The organism is Paraburkholderia fungorum (assembly GCF_046026025.1).
Classification (GTDB): Bacteria; Pseudomonadota; Gammaproteobacteria; order Burkholderiales; family Burkholderiaceae; genus Paraburkholderia; species Paraburkholderia fungorum_E.
Window position 1 is genome coordinate 50,448 of the sequence record NZ_JAQQFL010000003.1, and the last position, 21,899, is coordinate 72,346.

The 21,899-nt window shown below is 62.6% G+C and carries 19 protein-coding genes; 12 read left to right on the forward strand and 7 right to left on the reverse strand.

Going from position 1 to position 21,899, the window contains the following annotated elements:
• The first annotated feature begins 38 nt into the window (after nucleotides 1-38).
• The 4 genes from PQR67_RS04415 to PQR67_RS04430 are packed head-to-tail and all read left to right on the forward strand — an operon-like array spanning nucleotide 39 to nucleotide 5,208.
• Entirely contained in the window at nucleotides 39-1,529 is a 1,491-nt protein-coding gene (locus PQR67_RS04415) for an aldehyde dehydrogenase (protein ID WP_408455856.1), read from the forward strand.
• Nucleotides 1,530-1,555: 26 nt separating this feature from the next.
• Complete coding sequence (locus tag PQR67_RS04420) at nucleotides 1,556-2,521, forward strand: VOC family protein (RefSeq protein WP_408454977.1); 966 nt, start codon at nucleotides 1,556-1,558, stop codon at nucleotides 2,519-2,521.
• On the forward strand, nucleotides 2,514-3,779 hold the full coding sequence (locus tag PQR67_RS04425) for an NAD(P)/FAD-dependent oxidoreductase (protein WP_408454980.1): 1,266 nt from the start codon (nucleotides 2,514-2,516) through the stop codon (nucleotides 3,777-3,779). The genes PQR67_RS04420 and PQR67_RS04425 overlap by 8 nt, the downstream gene beginning before the upstream one ends.
• A 25-nt stretch (nucleotides 3,780-3,804) precedes the next feature.
• Nucleotides 3,805-5,208: an MFS transporter gene (locus PQR67_RS04430; protein WP_408454983.1), complete on the forward strand. Its 1,404-nt coding sequence runs from the start codon at nucleotides 3,805-3,807 to the stop codon at nucleotides 5,206-5,208.
• Nucleotides 5,209-5,351: 143 nt separating this feature from the next.
• Here the strand turns inward: PQR67_RS04430 and PQR67_RS04435 are convergent, their stop codons facing one another.
• From PQR67_RS04435 to PQR67_RS04450, 4 genes are all read right to left on the reverse strand, one after another.
• Complete coding sequence (locus PQR67_RS04435; RefSeq protein ID WP_408454986.1) at nucleotides 5,352-7,064, reverse strand: J domain-containing protein; 1,713 nt, start codon at nucleotides 7,062-7,064, stop codon at nucleotides 5,352-5,354.
• Nucleotides 7,065-7,070: 6 nt separating this feature from the next.
• A complete protein-coding gene (locus PQR67_RS04440; protein WP_408454989.1) occupies nucleotides 7,071-8,780 on the reverse strand; it encodes a molecular chaperone HscC in 1,710 nt (569 codons plus the stop codon).
• Nucleotides 8,781-9,065: 285 nt separating this feature from the next.
• On the reverse strand, nucleotides 9,066-9,527 hold the full coding sequence (locus tag PQR67_RS04445) for a GNAT family N-acetyltransferase (protein ID WP_408454992.1): 462 nt from the start codon (nucleotides 9,525-9,527) through the stop codon (nucleotides 9,066-9,068).
• 50 nt (nucleotides 9,528-9,577) lie between these two features.
• Nucleotides 9,578-9,844, reverse strand: a complete 267-nt coding sequence (locus tag PQR67_RS04450) for a hypothetical protein (protein ID WP_408454995.1) — start codon at nucleotides 9,842-9,844, stop codon at nucleotides 9,578-9,580.
• 110 nt (nucleotides 9,845-9,954) lie between these two features.
• Between PQR67_RS04450 and pdxR the strand changes: the two genes are divergently transcribed.
• Nucleotides 9,955-11,460: a MocR-like pyridoxine biosynthesis transcription factor PdxR gene (gene pdxR, locus PQR67_RS04455; RefSeq protein ID WP_408454998.1), complete on the forward strand. Its 1,506-nt coding sequence runs from the start codon at nucleotides 9,955-9,957 to the stop codon at nucleotides 11,458-11,460.
• On the opposite strand, the gene PQR67_RS04460 is transcribed toward pdxR, so the two are convergent.
• From PQR67_RS04460 to PQR67_RS04470, 3 genes are all read right to left on the reverse strand, one after another.
• Nucleotides 11,457-12,560, reverse strand: a complete 1,104-nt coding sequence (locus PQR67_RS04460) for an NAD(P)/FAD-dependent oxidoreductase (protein ID WP_408455001.1) — start codon at nucleotides 12,558-12,560, stop codon at nucleotides 11,457-11,459. The two genes, pdxR and PQR67_RS04460, sit on opposite strands and share 4 nt — an antisense overlap.
• Before the next feature lie 146 nt (nucleotides 12,561-12,706).
• Nucleotides 12,707-12,910 (reverse strand): DUF3562 domain-containing protein, encoded by a 204-nt coding sequence (locus PQR67_RS04465; RefSeq protein ID WP_408455002.1) that lies wholly within the window; start codon nucleotides 12,908-12,910, stop codon nucleotides 12,707-12,709.
• A gap of 185 nt (nucleotides 12,911-13,095) precedes the next feature.
• On the reverse strand, nucleotides 13,096-14,160 hold the full coding sequence (locus PQR67_RS04470) for a DMT family transporter (RefSeq protein WP_408455005.1): 1,065 nt from the start codon (nucleotides 14,158-14,160) through the stop codon (nucleotides 13,096-13,098).
• Between the two features lie 162 nt (nucleotides 14,161-14,322).
• Between PQR67_RS04470 and PQR67_RS04475 the strand changes: the two genes are divergently transcribed.
• The 7 genes from PQR67_RS04475 to PQR67_RS04505 all read left to right on the forward strand — a co-directional run bounded on the left by PQR67_RS04475 (nucleotide 14,323) and on the right by PQR67_RS04505 (nucleotide 21,737).
• Nucleotides 14,323-15,099: a DUF1295 domain-containing protein gene (locus tag PQR67_RS04475; protein WP_408455008.1), complete on the forward strand. Its 777-nt coding sequence runs from the start codon at nucleotides 14,323-14,325 to the stop codon at nucleotides 15,097-15,099.
• 71 nt (nucleotides 15,100-15,170) lie between these two features.
• Nucleotides 15,171-16,274 (forward strand): SAM-dependent methyltransferase, encoded by a 1,104-nt coding sequence (locus PQR67_RS04480; RefSeq protein ID WP_408455010.1) that lies wholly within the window; start codon nucleotides 15,171-15,173, stop codon nucleotides 16,272-16,274.
• Nucleotides 16,275-16,298: 24 nt separating this feature from the next.
• A complete protein-coding gene (locus PQR67_RS04485) occupies nucleotides 16,299-16,898 on the forward strand; it encodes a uracil-DNA glycosylase family protein (protein WP_408455013.1) in 600 nt (199 codons plus the stop codon).
• Nucleotides 16,899-17,066: 168 nt separating this feature from the next.
• Nucleotides 17,067-17,666, forward strand: a complete 600-nt coding sequence (locus PQR67_RS04490; RefSeq protein ID WP_408455016.1) for a cytochrome b — start codon at nucleotides 17,067-17,069, stop codon at nucleotides 17,664-17,666.
• Nucleotides 17,667-17,720: 54 nt separating this feature from the next.
• Nucleotides 17,721-19,175: a glycosyltransferase family 2 protein gene (locus PQR67_RS04495; protein ID WP_408455019.1), complete on the forward strand. Its 1,455-nt coding sequence runs from the start codon at nucleotides 17,721-17,723 to the stop codon at nucleotides 19,173-19,175.
• 192 nt (nucleotides 19,176-19,367) lie between these two features.
• Nucleotides 19,368-20,606, forward strand: coding sequence for a Rieske 2Fe-2S domain-containing protein (locus PQR67_RS04500; RefSeq protein WP_408455022.1), 1,239 nt, complete (start codon nucleotides 19,368-19,370; stop codon nucleotides 20,604-20,606).
• A 141-nt stretch (nucleotides 20,607-20,747) separates the two neighbouring features.
• Nucleotides 20,748-21,737: an alpha/beta hydrolase gene (locus tag PQR67_RS04505; RefSeq protein ID WP_408455025.1), complete on the forward strand. Its 990-nt coding sequence runs from the start codon at nucleotides 20,748-20,750 to the stop codon at nucleotides 21,735-21,737.
• Nucleotides 21,738-21,899: the final 162 nt, after the last annotated feature.

Genomic DNA, 21,899 nt, shown 5'->3' on the forward strand with positions numbered 1-21,899 from the left:
CATTAGCTGATTAGCTGAAGCAAACCGGAATGACCGACATGACTCACTTCGATACCAGCCTCGTGCCCACCGGCGATATTTTCATCGGCGGCGAATGGCGGCAGGGGCGTGGCAACCCATACAAAAGCCTGTATCCGGCGGATCAGTCGGTCAACATGGAAATCTCGACGGCCAACGCCGACGACGCCCGCGACGCCGTGGAAGCGGCGGATATCGCCTGGCGTCGCGCGGATTGGTCGGGTCTCAAGCCGCATCAACGCGCGCTGATTCTGTATCGCATCGCCGATCTGATCATGGCGCGTCACGAAGCGCTCGCGCAATTGCAGCGTCGCGACAACGGCAAGCCGATCAGCGAAACGCGCGTACTGGTGGCGAGCGCCGCCAACACGTTTCGCTATTTCGCGGCGTGCCTCGAAACGCTCGACGAAGAAGTCACGCCTTCGCGTGGCGACTATCTGACGATGAGTATCCACGAGCCAATCGGTGTGATCGCGGCGATTACGCCGTGGAATTCGCCGATTGCTTCGGACGCGCAGAAGCTCGCACCGGCGCTGGCGGGCGGCAACGCGGTGGTGCTGAAGCCGGCCGAAGTCACGCCGCTGGTCTCGCTGGCGCTGGCCCGTATCTGCGAGGAAGCCGGCGTGCCGAAGGGCGTTGTGAGCGTGGTGCCGGGTAAAGGCTCGGTAATCGGCGACGTGCTGGTGCGCCATCCGCTGGTCAAGAAAGTGTCATTCACGGGCGGCACCGAAGTAGGGCGCGGCATTGCGCGCATCGCGGCGGACAAGCTGATGCCGGTCTCGCTCGAACTCGGCGGCAAATCGCCGACCATCGTGTTCGACGACGCCGATCTCGACCACGCAGTGAACGGCGTGCTGTACGGCATTTTCAGTTCGTCAGGCGAAGCGTGCATCGCGGGCTCGCGCCTCTTCGTGCAGCGCTCGATCTATGACGCGTTCATGAAGCGTCTCGCGGAAGGCGCTCGCAAGCTGCGCGTCGGCGATCCGTCGCGTGTTGAAACGCAGATGGGTCCGCTGATTACCGCGGCGCATCGCGAAGCCGTCGAACGTTACGTCGCATTGGGTCTGGAAGAAGGCGGCCGTCTGCTGTGCGGCGGTGAGCGTCCGGTTGGCGATGGCCGCGAACAGGGTACCTACTTTCAACCGACGATTCTCGAAGGCCTCACGAACGACGCCCGCATTTGCCAGGAAGAAATTTTCGGCCCGGTGCTGGTTGCGATGCCGTTCGACGACGAGGCCTCGCTACTGAAAGAAGCCAACAACAGCGTGTTTGGCCTCGCCGCCGGCATCTGGACGCGCGATTACAAACGCGCCTACCGGATTGCGCGCGGGCTCGAAGCGGGCACTGTCTGGATCAATACCTACAAGCTGTTCTCGATCTCGACACCGTTCAGCGGCTGGAAGGAGAGCGGCATGGGACGTGAGAAGGGCCGTCTGGGCATCCGCGAGTACATGCAACAGAAGAGCCTCTACTGGGGCTTGAACGACGCGCCGCTGGCGTGGGCGAACTAATACGCAAGATACGCAAGAGGCACGGTATGACGATTCTCGGCATTGAACAGATTATTTACGGCGTGACGGATCTCGCCACCTGCCGCCGTTTTTTCGCGGACTGGGGTTTGAAAGAGATCGCGCACGACGAAACGCACGCCCGCTTCGAAACGCTGAACGGCTGCACGATTCTCGCCGTCGACGCGAACGACCCGTCGCTGCCGCCAGCGTTCGAAGAAGGTCCAACGCTGCGTGAAGTGACGTGGGGCGTGGCAACGAAAGCGGAACTCGACGAATTACGCGGCCGCTTCGCCGGCCAGCCGGGTCATTTCGAAACGGCAGACGCTGTGGGTTGTATCGATCCGAACGGTATGGCGATTCGTGTTGAAGTAACCCGCAAGCGTACGCTCGATATTCACGGTTCGCCTTCGAACGTGTGGGGGCAAACGCTACGCGTCGATCAGCCGTCGCCGATCTACGAACGTGCTGAACCCGTTGAAGTGGGGCACGTGGTGTTCTTTACGAACCAACTCGCGGAACAGGAAAAGTTCTATCAGGAACTGCTCGGCTTCGAAATGTCGGATCGCTATCCTGGCCGCGGCGCATTCATGCGCTGCGCACCGCACGGCGGCCACCACGACATTTTCCTGCTGGCCTTGCCAGGCGGTAAGCGTGGCCTCAATCACGTTGCGTTCACCGTGCGCGATATTCACGAAGTGTTCGGCGGCGGCATGCATGTCAGCCGTTGCGGTTGGGATACGCAACTGGGTCCGGGACGTCATCCGGTCTCGTCGGCGTACTTCTGGTACTTCCAGAATCCGGCCGGCGGTTTGATCGAGTACTACGCCGACGAAGATCAGCTCACACCCGAATGGCAGCCGCGTGATTTCGAACCGGGTCCGACCGTGTTCGCCGAATGGGCGATCGACGGCGGCATCGACGGTAATACGCGTCGGCAGAAAAACGCGAAGGCGCCGGAAGGCAAGTTCATGACGGAGCGGAAAAATGACTGACGCTGCTGCTGAAAAAGCGCAAGCCGCGCATGCCGGACTCGAAACGCCGCGCACGATCGTCGTGATCGGCGGCGGCCAGGCGGCGGGTTGGGTGGTGAAGACCTTGCGCAAGGAAGGTTTCGACGGCCGCCTCGTGATGATCGCCGACGAGATTCATTTGCCCTACGAGCGCCCGCCGCTGTCGAAGGCTGTGCTCTCAGGCGAAGCCGATATCGAAACCGTGCGGCTTGTGACGCCCGGCGATTTCGATGCGCTGAACGTCGAGGCATGGCAGCCGGACTGCGCGACGTCGATTGATCGTGAACAACGCATCGTGCGCACGCAGTCGGGCCGTGAACTGAACTACGACCGGCTTGTGATCGCCACCGGCGGCGCGGCGCGCCGCTTGCCGGATTCGCTCGTGAAGACCTCGCACGTCACCTATCTGCGCACGCTGGACGAAGCGGTTGCGCTCGGCGAACGGCTGCGCGCAAGCAAGCGCGTGCTCGTCGTGGGTGGTGGCTGGATCGGCCTTGAAGTCGCGGCTACGGCGCGCAAGCTCGGCGTGGACGCGACCGTGGTGGAAGGCGCGCCGCGTTTGTGCGCTCGCTCGTTGCCGCCGATGGTGTCGGACTTCCTGCTGCAACTGCATCGCGCGAATGGCGTGGACGTGCGGCTGAACGCATCGCTGGTATCGATCGCCGATCATCCGAACGACGCCAACCGCATTCGTGCAACCTTCGCTAATGGTTCCACGCTCGACGCCGATTTCGCGGTCGCCGGCATCGGTCTCGCGCCGCACACGGCGCTGGCGGAAGGCGCGGGTATCAGGGTGGAGAACGGCATCGTTGTTGATCATTTCGGCGCGACCGACGACCCGCGTATCTTTGCGTGCGGCGACGTCGCGAATCATCCGAGCGCGTGGTTGAAGCGCCGCGTGCGGCTCGAATCGTGGGCGAACGCGCAGAACCAGGCGATCTCGGCGGCGAAGGCGTTGCTCGGCAATTTCGAACCGTATGCGGATATTCCGTGGTTCTGGTCCGACCAATACGACGTCAATCTGCAAATCCTCGGTGACATTCCCGGTGACGCGCAGCTCGCCATACGCGGCGATTTGCAGGGCAAACGCGCCACGTTGTTCCATCTGGAAGACGGCGCGATTCGCGGCGTGATCGCCATCAACACGCCGCGCGAACTGAAACTGTCGCGCAAGTGGATGAACCAGGGCCGGACTATCGACCTTGCCACCCTGACTGACGCCTCAACGGCGCTTGCCTAACCACATCTACGGACGGCACCACGGCATGAGAACCATCGACAACACCATGGGGGACCGCAGCAGCGCCGGTGTCTCAGGCCCCGTGACCCGGGGCTCGATCATCGCGCGTCTCGAGCGCCTGCCGAAGAATGCGATGCAGGTACGCGCGCGCATACTGATCGGTCTAGCGACGTTCTTCGACGGCTTCGACGTGATCGCGATCGCGGCCACACTGCCGATCCTGATCGCGAAGTGGCATCTGACGCCGTGGGAAATCGGCTTCCTGATCGGCTCGGGTTCGATCGGCCAGTTGATCGGCGCTTTCGTGTTTCCGTGGTACGCGGAGCGCAAGGGCCGGGTGAAGGCGATTGCGTTGAGCTCGGGGATCATCGGCATTACGAGTATTGCGTGTGGCTTTGCACCGACCTTCGCGGTGTTTGTCGCGCTGCGCGTGATTCAGGGGCTCGGGCTTGGTGGCGAATTGCCAGTAGCCGCGACCTATATCAACGAGATCAGCCGCGCGCATGGCCGTGGCCGTTTCGTGCTGTTGTATGAAATCGTTTTTCCGGTTGGTTTGCTTGCGTCGAACGCCTTGGGTGCATGGATCGTGCCGCGTTTCGGCTGGCAGGCGATGTACTTCATCGGCGGCATGCCGTTGATTCTGTTCTTCGTGCTGCGCAAACTGGTGCCCGAATCGCCGCGCTGGCTGGCGGAACGCGAACGGATGGCCGATGCCGATGTAGCGGTGCATGCTTTCGAACGCGCTGTGAAGGGTTCGTTACCGCCGGTTGCCAATGCGGCCGAGTTTGAAGCGATGGCCAATCGTCATCCGAAACGTCGTATGAGTGATCTGTTCGGACCGGCCTATCTGAAGCGCACGTTGGCGGTCGCGATGCTGTGGATTACGTGCGGCTTCATTCAATACGGTCTGTCGACGTGGCTGCCGACGATCTATCGCACGGTTTATCACGCGCCGTTGCAGTTGGCGTTGAATCTGGCGGTGGCGGCTTCGGTGCTGGGTGTGGTGGGTTCACTGACCTGTGCGCTGCTGGTCGACAAGGTGGGTCGTAAGCCGATTATCAATGTGTCGTTCGTGGCGTGTGCGCTTTCGTTGCTGCTTGCGGGTGTGTTCCACGATTCGTCGGTATATGTGGTGGCGACGTGCTGCGCGTTCTCGCTCGGCTTTCTCGCTTGCGGTTTTATCACGGCTTACGTGTACACGCCGGAACTGTATCCGACCAGCATTCGCGCGATGGGTTGTGGTGTGGGCGGCGCGTGGCTGAAGGTGGCGGCGATCTTCGCGCCGGCCATCGTGTCGAAGACGATGATCGGCGGTAATCTGCAGGTGGCGTTTTATATTCTCGCGGCCGTGCCGTTTATTGCGGCGATTGCGGTGCACTTTCTTGGGATTGAGACCAAGGGAAAGGTGCTTGAGCAGCTCGAGGCTTGATGTTTATTGGTGTTTATTGGCGTGTGATGAGTTTGGTGGGCGGTTGGTGTAGAAGTAGCGCAGTAGCGGAACCGCAATAGCAGGGAGACGAAGGGCGCACCGGGTGGTGCGCCTTTTGTTTTGCTGACCCTTGAAGTGAGATCTTAAAGCGCCGTCTCCCGCGAGAGTCGCCCCTGCTTCACCTCCTCAATAATCCACACGCTCATCAACCCCACGCTCACACAAGCGATGATGTCCGGCTTGTACACAGCAACCGCTAACCAGACAAGGTGCACATAGCCGCGAAAGAACCCCGGCACGGCGCGGCGCAGATCATTCCAACGCGTTGTCGCCAACACACCACCTGCTGCCGCCATCACCGTAAACACCGCCCAAGCGAATTGCGTCGAACGATCTTCGCGCTGTAACAGCAAAACGATCAGCGCGACAAAACCTGCAAACCACATCGTCACACCAACCCACGCGAGACGCGGTCGGCGTGCGAGCCAGCCGCGCCACTCCAGTTGTGCAAAAGAAAAGAAGAAAGCGAACAGCACGCCGTGCGCGAACGGCATCGGCCATGCGAGAGGATCGGTGGAAAGCCAATGGCCGACAAAGCCGAACCCGACCGCTCCGAGGGCGGCGAGTATCGCAAGTTGCTTGATACGCGGCCATCCATGGATCAACGCGGCCCAGATCGTGCAGACGCCGAGTGTGTCCATTGCGATCGAGGTCAGGCGTCCGCTGCCTCCGTCGCACAGCGCGGCGGCCGTCGCGCCGAGCCACACCGGAACCCAGCCGTAACGCAGCCAGCCAACCGAGCGCAGCGCCCGCAGCCGCTGTTGCTGCGGTTCGGACAACAAGACCGCCGACGCAGCGCCGGCAACCAGCGTCACCATCAGCGTGGCGAGAAACACGGCCAACTGGACCGGCGTCCATTGATCGAACCACCGGTCGCCATTCAGAGTCATCGACGCATTGGCGAACAGCAAGCCGCACCAGGCGCTCAACGCGAGCGTCGGACCGAACAGGCGGCCCGCGCCGATCTGGAATGTCAGGCAACGGGTCCAGAATTCGACCTTCTCGCCGTCGAGTCGCAAACGCACGACATTCGGATGGTAGCGGCTAAGCGCAGTTAGCAACTGTTCCATCTCGGTGCGCACACCCGCGCGCAGCAGTGCGCGGGCGCCGGCGGTCAACGGAGGCTGCGGCTCTTCGAGGAGCGCCATGGCGTTCGGGGAGCGTAGACGCAGCGCGTTGTAGTCCTCGTCGGCGAACACGCGGTCCAGAGCGAGCGTTGCAATGGCGGCGTTGCGACGGCGCAGATGGGCAGCGTTGTCCCGCCATCCCAGCACCGCACTCAGGTTCATGCGCAGCGCGGCCGGTGCATCCTCGTTCAGACAATGAACCAGTGCTTGCCATTCAAGTTCGTCGCGGGTCTGAATGTTGACGACGTCGGCGAATAGATCCTGCAGGGAGCGACGCGACTCGAGCTGATTCCGTTGCGAGACGAAGTTTTGCCAGAGCTGGACAGCGCTTTCGAAGGCGTCCGGTTCGCGAAGGTGGGCCGCAGGCGGCGACACAGGCACCGGCAATTGCACTGGCTCTGACACGGGCTCTGGCGTCGCGATCGGCGTGTGCGTCGACATCGCCGGCTCCTGCACAGACGCCGCGGCTATCTCCCCCGCTGCGCCCCTGCTCGCCATCTGCAAAGCAGACTCATACGCATAACGCAGACGCTGAAACGCCTCGGCGTCCTCATCGGGGCGTTGCTGTTTCAGAAGACGCGCATAAGCACGGCGCACGGTGCGTTCGTCGGCGTTCGCGGCAATGCCGAGCACATCCCACGGCCAGTGATAGGCAGAAGTCGTATCCATAGCCGATCAATAAGTCACATGCACATCGAAGCGATCCAGCAGTGCGCTCAATTCACCGCGCGCATGGGCGATTTCCTCGGCGTTCTGCCGTTCGAGCAGCGACTGGAACCGCGCGATATGCGAGGCGAGATATTGCCGATGCTCGCCGAGCGTTTCCTCATAGACGCGATCCGCTCGCGTGAGCAGCGTGCGATTCTCCAACTGATCACGCGGATGGATCTTCAGCGCACTCAACGCCATGAGCCGTTCGCTGATTTCTTCCGGCGTCAACACGCCGGGGTTCTCTTCGATCACCATCGCGCGCTTCACACCGCCGGGGAAAGCGGTGGCTTCGACTTCCAGCACACCGTTGATGTCGTAGGTGAAGCGCACATCCGCGCCCGCCTGACCAGCCGGTTTGACCGGTACGTCGAGCGTGAATTCGCCGAGCGGCACGTTGTCAGCGGTCAAGCGCGCTTCGCCCTGGAACATTTTGATGCTCAAGATCTGCTGACGGTCGCTCACGGTGAAAACGCGCTGCAGGCGGCTTACCGGCACGATCGTGTTGCGCTCGATGATCGGCAGGAAGTGCCCCGGCACATACTGATTGGCGCCAATCTGCATCGCCGTATCGATGCCGAGGCTATACGGCGCGACATCGGTCAGCACCATTTCGTCGAGACCGGCGTCGCGCGTGACGAGCCCTGCCTGCACGGCGGCGCCGAGCGCGACGACTTCGTCCGGGTTCAGATGGGCGGCGGGCAAACGGCCGAACATCTTCGAGACCAGTTTGCGCACCATCGGCATGCGCGATGCGCCGCCGACAAGGATGATTTCGTCGAGCGCATCGACGGCGATCTTCGAATCGCGCAGCGCTCGCTCGACCGGCTTGCGCAGCCGTTGCAGCAAATGCTCGCAGGTCCGCTCCGCGACGGCTGCATCGAGTTCGAGGCTATGCTCGTGGTCGGCAACCACAAGCTTGAGCGTGACGCTCCCGGTACCGTTTTGCGTGAGCAGACGTTTCGCACGTTCGGCCTGCTGATGCAGACGTTGTGCGGCAATCGGCGTGAGCGACCCAATGCGAAGGCTATTGCGCTGGCAGAACAACTCGACGAGCGCCTCGGTGAAGTCTTCACCGCCCAGAAAGTTGTCGCCCGTACTGGCGCGCACTTCCATCACACCTTCGAAGAAGTCGAGCACCGAGACGTCGAACGTGCCGCCGCCCAGATCGAAGATCAGGAACTTGCGTTCGCTGTCGCGCTGATGCACGCCATACGCGAGCGAGGCCGCGGTCGGTTCGTTGACGAGGCGCAGCACCTTGAGCCCGGCCAGTTCGCCGGCGATGCGTGTGGCTTTGCGTTGCGCGTCGCTGAAATAGGCCGGTACCGCGATCACGGCGTCCTGAACCGTTTCGCCGAGAAACGCTTCGGCATCGGCTTTCAACGATTTGAGCACCAGCGAAGACAGTTCCTCCGGACGCAGTGTCTGCCCGCCGAGCGACACGTTGCGATTCGTGCCCATGTAGCGTTTGAAGTTGGCGGCGGTGCGTTCGGGATGCGTATGCAACCGGTCGTGGGCGGGCCGGCCGACGAGGATCGAACCGTCGTCGTCGATCGAGACGCAAGACGGTGTCAGTACGTCGCCGAGTGCGTTCGGGATGAGGGCCGCCTCGTTACTGCGCCAGACGGCTGCAAGACTATGCGTGGTTCCAAGATCGATGCCGATGATCGAAGGCATGTACAGTTTCCGATTCGTTTTGCGCCCCTCCATGAGGAGATCGCCCAAGGTCGCGTGGGAGCCAGATGGTGCTCCGTCCAATGGCGATAACGGCAAGCTGCATGCAAACTTGAGCCGCGAGGGGAACGAATGGGGTGAGAAGCGGGAGCGGCGATGCGGTGCGCATGCCGGCCGGAGGGGCCGCCGGACATGCGAATGCGGTGCCAGGCCGCGCAAAACAGGTGGCCCGGAACGGCGGCGTGAAACGGGGATGCAAAGCCCGCGAGGCGGGCCTGCTGCGGTCTATCACAAGGCCTTGCGATAGACCACGAAGCCAGAGTGGTCCGCGACCTTGTCATACAGCTTCATCGCCGTGTGGTTCGTCTCGTGCGTTTGCCAGTAGACCCGCTGCAAGCCGTCGGCCTTGGCTCGCGCATACACCGCTTCGATCAGTGCACGGCCGACCCCTTTGCCGCGCTCGGTGTCCAGCGTGTAGATATCTTGCAGATAGCAGGTCGGCGCCACCATGGTGGTGTGGCGGTGATACAGGAAGTGCACGAGGCCGAGCAACTGGCCGTTGCGCTCGGCGACCATCGCGTGCATGGGCTCGTAGGCGTCGAAGAAACGTCCCCATGTGACCTGTGTGATCTCGCGCGGCAATGCCGTCTCGCCCGAGCGGCCGTAGAACGCGTTATAGGCGTCCCACAGCGGCAGCCAGGCGTCGAAGTCGGCGGGCGTGACAGGGCGGATTTGAATGGCTTCGGACATGAGTGTGGTTCCTTGTTGGGTGAGGGTTGTGGGCGAGTCGCTCTGCCCCGCTAGGGTTGGGTCGAACAGGCGTAGACGGCCGCGCTGAACGCCTGTTCGCGGTCTTCTTCGCTGGCGGTTGTCGCGGGTGCCGCAGCCACTACACTACCGCGCTGCCCCAGAATCTCGTTCACGCAGGCATCCAGCCTCGCGCGGGCAGTGGCCGCGGGCTCGAGCAGTCCGTAGGCATAAGCCGCGCATGCCAGCGCCACGCACCACTTCACCGCGGCGCCATAGCTCAGGTGTGCGGTTATGGCGCGGCGCGCAGGCGTGTTCATGGCATCGACCTCTCTCGCAGTATTCGGTGGCGACTCCGGAACCGCCAGCATAAGAAATTTGTGGCACCATTGTTAGCGCCACAATACAGCCAGAATTTGGAGCCACGAATTTGGACTACGGTCTGTTGATGTCGAATGTCGAGCGCGCAATGGGTCGGCGCAAGCTCACGCAGCAGGACCTGCTTTACGAGAGTCTGCGTCGCGCGATTCTCGATGGTGATATCCGTCATGGCAGTCGCCTTCTCGCCACGCGAGCGCTCGCCGAGCAATTGGGCATTGCGCGCAACTCGGTGCTCTACGCCTACGAACGGTTAACCGACGAAGGCTTCATCACGGCAAGCCGGCATGGTTCTATCGTCTGCGCAGTGAGTGGTTCAGGGAGCTCACTCGTCACAGCAAGCGGCGGCGCGCAGACGCCGGCAAATCGCCTGTCGCGCCGCGTCGCCGCTTTGCCGCGCGAACGGAGCAGCCCGGACGATCCCACGCCGTTTCGTCCCGGCGTGCCCGCGCTCGATGAATTTCCGCTCGCGCAATGGCGTGCCTCGATGGAGCGCGCATGGCGCCTGGTCGAGCCGGGCGAACTCGGCTACGGCAATAACGCCGGGCACCCCGCGTTGCGCCGCTCGGTTGCGGAATACGTGCGTGTGTCGCGCGGTGTGCGGTGTTCGGCGGAGCAGGTGTTCATCACCTCGGGCACGCAGGCGAGTCTCGATCTATGCGCATGCATGCTGGCCGACCCCGGCGACAGCGTCTGGGTCGAGGATCCCGGTTATCACGGCGCGAAGGCCGCGTTTCAGGCCGCCGGTTTGCAACTGGTGCCGATTCCCGTCGACGCCGCCGGCATCGCGCCGACGCCGGATCACTGGGACAAGACGCCACCGCGCCTGATGTACATCACGCCCTCGCATCAATATCCGCTTGGCAGCGTGTTGGGCCTGGAGCGGCGCTGGTCGATCATCGAGAACGCGGTGGCGCGCGGTGCGTGGATCATCGAAGACGATTACGACAGTGAGCTGCGCCATAGCGGCCCACCGCTGCCGTCGATTCAGGGCCTCACGGCCGATACACCGGTGATTTACCTGGGCACTTTCAGCAAGACGATGTTTCCGGCGCTGCGGATGGGCTTCATGGTCGTGCCGGCGCATCTTGTCGGCGATATTGACGAGGCGCTCAGCGAAATCGCCCGGCAAGGACGCGTGGCCGAACAGATCGCGTTGGCGGATTTCATCGATAGCGGGAAATATGCGCGGCATTTACGGCGGATGCGGCGGCTCTATCAGCAGCGTCGCGCCGCGCTGGTGAATGCGATCGAGCGGCACATGCATGACCTGGTGACGGTCTCGTCCGATGGCGGCGGCATACATTTGACCATGCGGCTCGACGTGCCCCTGCGCGATCAGGACGTGAGTGCTGCGACGCGCGAGCACGGTTTGCATATCGCCGCGCTCAGTGGGTTTTGTCAGTCCTCTGCTGAAGGCGGCGCACGCTACAACGGGTTCATGCTCGGCTACGCAGGGGTCAAGCCGCACGAAGCAGATGCGCTGGTGGCGCGACTTGCCGACGTAGTGCGTGGGCTAGATCGCGAACGCAGTATTGTTCTGAAGAAACAAAACTAGTCCGCTTCCGCCTTGAGCCAACGCGCGAGCATGGCGTCGTCATCCGTATCCAATGCCTGGGCGACCCGGCGCCCAACCGCCGCGCCGAATTTATAGCCGTGACCGGAGCAGGCCGATAGCACCAGCGTGTTGCCGAGGCGCTTCGAAAAGAAACGGTTGTCCGCGGTGAACGTGTAGATGCACGTTTTTACTTCGGTCACCGTATATTCGTCGATGCGGCTGAGCGGCGGCGAAAACAACCGGCGCAGGCTGTCCCCTTCTCCGGGCGCCGCGACACGATTGGCGTCGGGATCGGGCGCACGTGATTTGTGCACGCCGGCGCCAAACTTCAGACCAATGTCGTCGCTCGGCGGCAACACGTAGCCGCCACTGCCGCCGCCAATATCGACAATAGCGGGCGCATTTAGCCATGCGTCCGCCAGATCCGCGGGCGGCTCCATATAGGCAACCGCGTTGCGATACGTCATCAGGTTTTCGGCGAGCGCCGGGAATAGCTGCAGCGTCCACGCACCGGCGGCGACCACGAGCCGGTCGGCACGGATGATGGTGTCGTCCTCGATTCGCACGGAGGCCGCATGCGCATCGACTGCGAGCACCTTGGCGTGGGTGCGAATGTCCGCGCCGCGCATCCTGAGCCACGCCTTCATGTCGCGTGCGATGCGTTCGCTGAACAGCGCGCCGCCGTCGTGATCGAGGTAGGCGTAGCGAAACGTGGCGGGGTCGAGAAAGGGATAGCGCTCGGCCGCTTCACGCGGATCGAGCAGTTCATACTCGAACTTCATCCGGTCGAGGCCCGTGCGGAATTGCTCGGCGCCATCGCTTGCCTGCTGCGAAATACCGAGCACGCCGCAATTCGCATAGTGGGAGACACCCAGGTCATTCCACAGCAGATCCCAGCTATCGAACGCCTCGGCGATGGTGCGTGCGTAGCCGTCGGCGTCGCCATACGCGCGACGGATCATGCGATGCCGGTCGCCCGAGGCGGCGAGTGGATTCGGAATCGAGCCCTGCTCGATCAGCGTGATGTCGTGTCCCAGTTTCGCGAGCGACCACGCTGTGCTCAAACCGGCAATCCCCGCGCCTACGATTGTCACCCGCATGCCATCTTCCCCGAGTCGATGTATCCGGGTCAGAGTCTAGCAGTGGGAAAAATAAATCGATACGCGTTCTTGCGAATCGCCGCGCGAGTCAGCGAGGTCGATCCGGAGTGCTATCAAGCAGGCGGTGGTCTCCGCGCGCCGCCGTATCAGTGTTTGTGTTTCGAGGTATGGCGCAGCTTGTCGCGTACTTTCTTCGCGGCGAACAGCGGCACGTAATCGAACACACGCGCTTCGTGCCGGTAGTCGGCCAGTGTGTCTGCATACATCTTCGAGACCGTCTCTGCGGGCGTGTCGGTCTCCTCTGCGATGCTTCTCACCACTTCGTCGACATTAGGCTCGGGTTGGGACATGGATATCTCCGGGACAAGCGGGGTGGACAGGTGGGTTGCCATGAACGGGCGCGCACGACAGGAGTTTCATTAGAGGATGCGTTTGGCCGCGATGCCAATTGAATCGACCTATCGTATGAACCGTTCCACAGAGATTTTTGTCTTGCACTGCAGCAGGCGCCCGTGCCGCGCAGTGGAGCGGAAAATCAATGTGTATGCCGGTGATGAATATCTGGGAAATGTGCGTGGGCATGGGTGATCGGCGCATGGGAATGCGGATGCGTGTGCGGTTCGTCGCCGTCCCACGCGAAATCATGCTCGTGCTGGTGATGCGCGTCGTGCCGATGACGATGCGTGTGGTCCAGCGGCGCGTGCGTGTGCGGATGTTCATGACGTTCGCGGATGTGCAGCCAGACACCCAGGGTCATCAATGCAGCGGCCACCCAGAACAGCGGCGGCGGCATTTCCGGCCACAGCAGCCACGACAGGGTTACGCCAAATAACGGTGCGACCGAGAAATAGGCGCCGGTGCGCGCGGTGCCGAGATTGCGCAGCGCGACGACGAATAGCACGAGACTCACGCCATAGCCCGCGAACCCCGTCAGCATGGCGAGCGCGACGGTCGCGGCTTTGGGCCATGCTGCACCAAAAGTGAGCGCGAGTGTCACGTTGACCGAACCGGCCACGAGCCCTTTTACGCAGGCAATGAACATGGCGTCGTGAGTCGACACCTTGCGTGTGAGGTTGTTGTCGACCGCCCAGCATGCGCAGGCGCCGACCAGCAGCAACGTGCCCGCGGGCAAGCCGGCCGCGCCGGGCTGCCACGACAAGGCCACGCCACCCGCGACGATCGCGACCATACCCAGGAACACCTGGATGTCGACGTTCTCCCGAAACACGATCCACGCAATCAGCGCGGTCAACACGCCCTCGAGATTCAGCAGGAGCGATCCGGTGGCGGCCGGTGTCGTCTTCAATCCCAGCATCAACAGCGCCGGCCCCGCGATGCCGCCGGCCGCGATCGCGCCCGCGAGCCACGGGACTTCGCGCAGAGGGAAACGGGGGTGGCTGGCCGGCTGCCCGTCCGCGTAACCTTTCAGGCGGCGCGCCAGAATCAACGCCGCAAGGCCGAGACCGCTGCCGAGGTAAAACAGTCCGGCCAGCAGAAAAGGCGACAGCGAGCCGAGCAGCGCCTTGGCGAGCGGGGTGGTGGCGCCGAACAAGGCGGCGGCGAGCAGTGCGGTGAAAGCTGCGTTGAAGCGGCTAGGCATGGGCGGAAAATTCGGTGAACGCGGGCGTTGCCGACACGATACCGCGACCGGGTTGCGAACGCCTTACTTTGCTGAAGGGCGGCCGGACTGGAAATGCGGCCCGTGCGCATCCGATCACACCCTTACAGCGTATAACCCGTATCGCTTCTGAACGAGGATCTCATGCCGCCCCTTGCCGCCGCCGTGATTGCCCTGATTGGGCTTGTCGCGATCTTCAGCGCCGTCTGGGCGTGGCAGTTGAAGACCCGGAACGCCGGCATGGTCGACCCGGTCTGGGCTTATTCGCTTGGCCTCGTGGCGGTGCTCTACGCCGTGCTCGGCAACGGCGAGCCGGTCTCGCGTGTATTGACCGCGCTGGGTGGTCTGGTTTGGGGCGCGCGGCTCGGCATGCACCTGTGGAAGCGCAATTACGGCAAGCCCGAAGACGCGCGCTATCGCCGCTTTCGCGAAGCGTGGGGTAACCAGGCGGCCAGCAAGATGTTCTGGTTTTTTCAGGCGCAAGTCGTGGTTTCGATGCTGTTGTCGATCGCATTCCTGGTGCCGTCGTACCGGACCCGCCCGCCGGCTGTCGGATGGATCGTGGTGGCCATCGCGCTCTGGATCGTCTCGGTAGCCGGCGAAGGCATTGCGGACCGGCAGCTAAAACGCTTTGCGCAGGATCCGGCCAATCACAACGCCGTCTGCCGGGTGGGCCTGTGGCGCTATTCGCGGCATCCGAATTACTTCTTTGAATGCGTGCATTGGCTTGCTTACCTCGCGCTGTCGGTCGGTACGCCCTGGTACGGGTTGACAGTGTTGCCGCCGGTGTTGATGGCGTTCCTGCTGATGAAGTTCTCCGGCATCCCGCTGCTCGAAGAAAGCATGGCGAAAAGGCGCCCAGGTTACGCCGACTACATGCGCACCACCAGCGCGCTGATTCCGTGGCCGCCGCGACGTTGAGATGAGCCGGCCAAGGTGCGCGCGAATGAACTGTTCAGACCAGTCCGGAACAACGATAGGGAGTCAACCTCATGAGCCTTTCCACCACTGGCCACACACTGCCGCCGTCGTCGCCCGCCGAGCCGGGCGACGCCTGGTTGATCCAGTGCTGCGAACGCGGCTGGCTGCCCGACGGCCTGATCCGTTCCGGTATGCGTCAACTGATGCGCCAGCGTTTGCGCGACGAAGCGATCGACAACGGCGAGTTGCGCGCGCAACGGCTCAATCGTCTGTTGGACGATTTACGCGCGAGTCCGATCGCCATCGAAACGCAGGCGGCCAACACGCAGCACTATGAGGTGCCGGCGTCGTTCTTCCATGCGCATCTTGGGCCGCATCTGAAGTACTCGTGTTGTTTGTACCAGACCGGTGCCGATGCGCTCGCGCAAGCCGAAGCGGCGATGCTCGAGTGTTACGCCGAACGCGCGGAACTGGCGGACGGTCAGCGGATTCTCGATCTCGGTTGCGGATGGGGTTCGTTGTCGCTGTGGCTGGCGGCGCGTTATCCGCGCGCGCAGATCGTCGCGTTATCGAATTCGCACGGGCAGCGCGCGTTCATCGAAGCATGCGCGGCGGAGCGGGGGTTGTGCAACCTCTCGGTGGTCACGGGCAATGTCGTCGATTTCGAATTCGACGCGGCTCAGCTTGGGGGCGGTTTCGATCGCGTGGTGTCGATCGAAATGTTCGAGCATATGAAGAACTACGGGCTGCTGCTCGCCAAAATTTCGCGCTGGATGCGCGACGACGCGAAGCTGTTCGTGCATATCTTCGTACATCGCACGCTGGCGTATCACTTTCAGGTGCAGGACGGCAGCGACTGGATGTCGAAGTACTTTTTTACCGGTGGCACGATGCCGTCCGAAGCGCTCTTGCTGAACTTCCAGGACGATCTGCGGATGGAGCGGCAATGGTGGGTGAGCGGCACGCATTACGAGCGCACCGCGAACCAATGGCTCGCCGCGCTCGATGCGGCGCGTGATCGCGTGATGCCGCTCCTGGTCGACACTTATGGCGCGCGTGATGCGGCTGTGTGGCTGCAGCGTTGGCGGATGTTTTATATGGCGGTGGCCGAGTTGTTCGGTTACGCGAACGGGAATGAGTGGGGCGTGGGACACTATCGGTTTGCGAAGCGCTAACTGAATCCCGATCCCCGCGACAGCATGACCGTAAGGCAACCCATTCCCCTCAATCGGCTACTGCACGACATTCGTGCCTGCACGGTGTGCGCGCCGGTGCTGCCGCACGCGCCGCGGCCGATTGTCGTGGCGTCGGCTGACTCACGCGTTCTGATCATCGGCCAGGCGCCCGGCGCGCGCGTGCATGCTTCCGGCATTCCGTGGAGCGATGCGAGCGGCGCACGCTTGCGCAGTTGGCTTGGCGTCTCCGATCAGACCTTCTACGACGCCTCGAAATTCGCGCTCGTGCCGATGGGGTTCTGTTTTCCAGGCAGAGGCGCGAGTGGCGATTTGCCGCCGCGCCCTGAATGCGCCGCCCACTGGCATCAGGCCTTGCTCGCCCAGCTACGCGAGGTGCGGCTCACGTTGCTGATCGGTCAATATGCACAGCGTTTTGGTCTTGGTGACGGGTTCGGGCCGACGCTCACCGATACGCTGCTGCGTTGGCGGGAATATGGCTCGAACGTGATGCCGCTTCCGCATCCGTCGCCACGCAATGTCGCCTGGTTCAAGCGCAATCCGTGGTTTGAAGCGGAGGTGTTGCCGACTTTGCAGGCGCGGGTTGCGGCGGCGCTCAACGCATGATTCGCCCCGCGCGGTCGAAATAAACTGAAACACACAATTAAGCGTCCGGCGGAATAAAACGGCACACTGGCGCGTTAGCTTGATACGGCGGCGCGACCGGACCTGTTCCGGCATGGCCGAATTTTCAAACAGCTTTCGCTGAGAACGCCTTTGCAGATGGAACGACCCATGAATACCCACGCGGACTCTATGACCGATTCGACCGGCATGCTGCAGCCGTCACGCTACACCCGCACGGCAATGGTGCTGCACTGGCTGATCGCGCTGCTGATGATCGGCAACGTCGTGCTCGGCCTGAGCGCGGAATCATGGCCTGACGACTGGGTGCGTCCGGTGGTCGATACCCATAAGTCCATCGGTATCACGGTGCTCGGCCTCGTGCTGATGCGCATCTTGTGGCGCGTGTCGCACAAACCGCCGCCGTTGCCGCGCGAGTTTCCGTCGTGGGAGAAGATCGCCGCGCATGCCGCCCATTTCCTGCTGTATCTGCTGATGATCGCGTTGCCGCTATCCGGCTGGTTGCACGACTCCGCGTGGAAAGATGCGGCCACGCATCCGATGCGTCTGTTCAACCTGTTCCCCTGGCCGCGCATCGGCTATGTGATGCATCTCGACCCGGCGTTCAAGGAGACCTTGCACGACCGCTTCGGCGCCTTGCATACGTGGCTCGGCTACGCGCTGTATGCGCTGCTGGCGATGCATATCGGCGGCGCGTTGAAGCATCAATGGATCGATCGCAAGTCGGTTCTGAAACGCATGGTGCCGTAAGCACCATCGCGCTGCGTTCACCCTAATAACCGTACCAACGACTCAGAAGTCATTTTGAAGAAAACTCTGGAACAGGCGCTCGCCCTTGCCTCCCCGCGCATTCTGCCGCGTCCCACCACGCCGCTGAGTACGCTGATTCATCTCAGCGTGGTGGTGGTGTGGCTGCTGCTGTTCGCGCGCGCGTTTTTTCTGCAAGGGGTGGTGGCGTGGTCGACGGGGATTGCGTACGTCGTGTACGACACGTTGCTGCTCGCGTTCGTCACGTGGAAAACGCTGCCGCTGATGCGACCCACCTCGCCGCTCTCGCCTGATGTCGATCCGCGCGACTTGCCGGGCATGGGGGTGATCGTCGCTTCGCATAACGAGGTGGCGGTGTTGCCGGTCACACTCGCGGCGTTGCTGCGTCAGACGCATGGCCCCGCACAAATCGTGATCGCCGACGATGGTTCCACCGACGCCACCCACACGCTGCTCACCGAACGCTTCGGCCTGGCTGCCGCCGCCGACGGCGTGCTGAGCGCGCCGAGTACGCTTTACCCCAACTTGTACTGGCTGCGCGTGCCGCACGGCGGCAAGGCGCGTGCGTTGAACGCCGCGATCACGGTCATGACCACTGACACCGTCATGACCGTCGACGCCGACACGCTGCTCGAGGACGACGCCACCTATGCGATGCGCGCCGCCTTCGCGAGAGAGCCGCAGCTGGTCGCGGCGGCCGGGATTCTGGTGCCGGTGTGCGGTAAATCGGTTTCGGGCCGCGTGTTCCAGTGGTTCCAGACCTACGAGTACATGCGCAACTTCATCGCCCGCTTTGCGTGGATGCGCGCCGACAGTCTGCTGCTGATTTCGGGCGCCTTCGCCTCGTTCAAGCGCGACGCGCTGGTCGATGTGGGTGGCTTCGATCCGCAGTGTCTGGTCGAAGACTATGAGCTGATTCATCGGCTGCGGCGCTATTCGGTCGACCATGATCTCGGCTGGGACGTACGCGTGGTCGGCGATGCGCGCGCGCGTACCGATGCGCCGGGCAACCTCGGCAGTTTCCTGCGGCAGCGCCGCCGCTGGTTTGCGGGCTTCCTGCAGACGCAATACTGGAATCGCGACATGACCGGCAACCCACGCTACGGCACGATGGGCATGCTGATGCTGCCGGTCAAGGCCATCGATACGATGCAGCCGATCTACGGGCTGACCGCCTTCGCGCTGTTGCTCGGTTTTCTGTTCGGCGGGCATGGCGCGATCGTCGTGTCGATTTTCAGCGTGATCGGCATCAAAACGGCGATCGATCTCGCGTTTTATCTCTGGTGTATCCATCTGTACCGCCGCTGGACCGGCCTGCGCACAGGCTCCAGTTTGCGGATGGCGGTCCTCGCGGCGATCGCCGAGCCGTTCACGTTCCAGTTGGTGCGGCACGTGGGCGCGCTACTCGGCTGGCTGCATTTCCTGCGCGGCGGCCGCTCGTGGGGCGTACAACGCCGCTCCGGTCTCATCGCGCACGACGAAAGTCACTAGCCAATCGTCTTATTTGACGCACTCTGACTGACAGACAGGCACGCTGCGGCCATGGGCCACGCGGCGGGAACAGGGCGTGCTGGCCTTCTATGGAACCATGTGGCTTCGGGTTCTAGTAGACTGTGCCACGATGCCGGCCCGCGAAATGCAGGGCGGCGACCTTCCATCCGCTCGTGCACGGAGGCTCCATACATGCATGCTGTTCCCCCGCTCGAACAAGACATCGTCGATGCGCCGGTCGATGCGTCGGCTGCTCAGGCAGCCGCGCAAACCTACGCCCCAGCAGCCGGGAATGCAGGCGCGCCCAATCAGGCTACCTATGAGGCCCCGGTGCGAGATCTGCGCCGCGTCGGCATTCATCCCGACTACTGGTATCCGCTCGCGTGGTCGCATGAAGTGAAGCGGGGCAAGACGCATGGTGTGACGTTCGCGGGCGAGCCGATCGTGCTGGCGCGTACGGAGTCCGGCAAGGTGTTCGCGCTTGAAGATCGCTGCGCGCATCGCCAGGTGCCGTTGCACCAGGGCGTGGTGGACGGTGAATCGATCCGTTGCGGCTATCACGGCTGGACCTACGACTGCTCGGGCAAGTGCATCGACGTGCCGTATCTGGGCCGCGAACGTTTGCCGAATGGCGTGCGTTCTTATCCATGCCGCGAGGTTGAAGGACTGATTTTCGTGTTTCCCGGCAATGCCGCTTTGGCTGACGAGCGGCCGCTACCTGCGTTCGGCTCGGTCTCCGACAAGAAGTACAAGACGCGCCGTTTCGGCCGTCCGGTGAATTGCCACTACTCGTTCATGCACGAGAACCTGATGGACATGAACCATCAGTTCCTGCATCGCCGGCAGATGGGGCAGATGCGCGCGCGTTCGCTGGGGCGGCGGCGCGGCGAAGGCTGGGTCGAAGTCGATTACACGTTTGCGCGCATGGCCGGCCAGCAGCCGATCGGCGAAGCGATCGTGTTCGGCCAGAGCCGCAAGACCGGTGGTGACAACGACAAGGATGTAATGACCATCCGCACCGAGTATCCGTATCAGACGCTGCAGATTCGCACGTCCGATCAGACGCTGGTGATGGATTTGTGGATTGTCTACGTGCCGCTCGATCGCGAGCAGCGCACGAACCGCACGTTCGGGCTGCTGTCGATTCGCAAACCGGGTATTCCCGGCGTGCTCAATCTCGCGTGGCCGCTGCTCGTGTGGTTCACCGAACGCATTTTCAAGGAAGACCGCGAGATCGTCGAAGCCGAGCAACGCGCGCACGACGCGCAGGGCGCGGACTGGAATCACGAAGTGTTTCCGGTCATCAACGAACTGCGCGACTTGCTGCGTGAGAGCGGCGCGCCCGATCAGGTGGTCGGGGCCGGTACGGGTGACACCGCGGTGATCCGTTTCTGGGATTCGCGTCACGGCAACCCATTGTCGAATACCTGATATTCGAGTCTTTTGGCGCCGCGCATGACCGTACAATCGTCGGCGACGATGAGCGGCGCCGGATAAAACAAGACGCATAAAGCGCGGGCTCATCGATCGGGAAAGCCAAAATCATAACGATTCGCTTGAGGGGTCCATTCGATGAGTACCGAACTGCATGCAGTGATGCCGGTTGCCGTGTTCCTTGTGGGCCTCGCCATCATGGCAGTGGCGCTCGTGAAGGGCGGCCCCAAACAGCCGCCGACACTTGCGTCGATCAATGAGCCTTTCAAGTCGGTCGATACTTCCGATTTACCTCTCCTTGAGCGCTACACCGCGCGCGATAACACGCAGCTCGCCTACCGGCACTACGCTGGCGGGATAACGCCGGCGCGAGGCAGCGTGGTGCTGATTCATGGCTCATCGGCAAGTAGCGAGAGCCTGCATACCCTGGCGAAGGCGTTCGCCGCGGCCGGTTATGAGGTCTACGTGCCCGACATGCGCGGGCACGGCGAATCGGACAAGAAAGGCACGATCGCGTACATCGGCCAGCTTGAAGACGATCTGAGCGACTTTATCGACGCGGTTCAGCCGATTGGTCCGCGTACGCTGGCCGGTTTTTCGGCGGGCGGCGGCTTCGCGCTGCGATTCGCGGGCGATGTGCGGCAAATGGCATTCGACCGCTATGTGCTGCTTGCGCCGTTCATTCACGAGGACGCACCGACCACGGTGCCTTCCGTCGGCGGCTGGGTGAATGTCGGGTTGCCGCGCGTGATCGTGCTGCTGATCCTCAACAAGCTGCACATCACGCTATTCAATCATCTGCCGACCGTGGCCTATGCGTTGTCGCCTGAGGCGGCGGCCAGGCTCACGCCACAATACTCGTACAACCTGATGCAGAACTTTCGTCCGCATGCGGATTACCGCGCGGATATCCGGGCGACGCGGCAGCCGATTGAAGTGCTGGTCGGCGCGAACGACGAAGCGTTTAACGCCGAGGCATTTGCCGGGGTCTTTAAGGAAGCGGGGCGCGTGGTGCCGGTCACGATCGTGCCGGGCGTGGCGCATATCACGTTGACGCTTAATGCGGAGGCCGTCGCCGCGATTGTAGGGGCGGTGTCCGAGCATGCTGGCGACGTGGTGCTTTCGTAGGCCGGCTTTGCGCCCGGTGGGGAATTAATCCATCTCCACCCGGTAGGGAATCCGGGCCGGTCGAGCAGCGATAATGGCATCTGACACACCGAGGTTTGCGCCAATCGAGATGCGCGGACCTCCGACCCGTGTACCATTTCGGTTTTTCCGACTTTTAAGAAC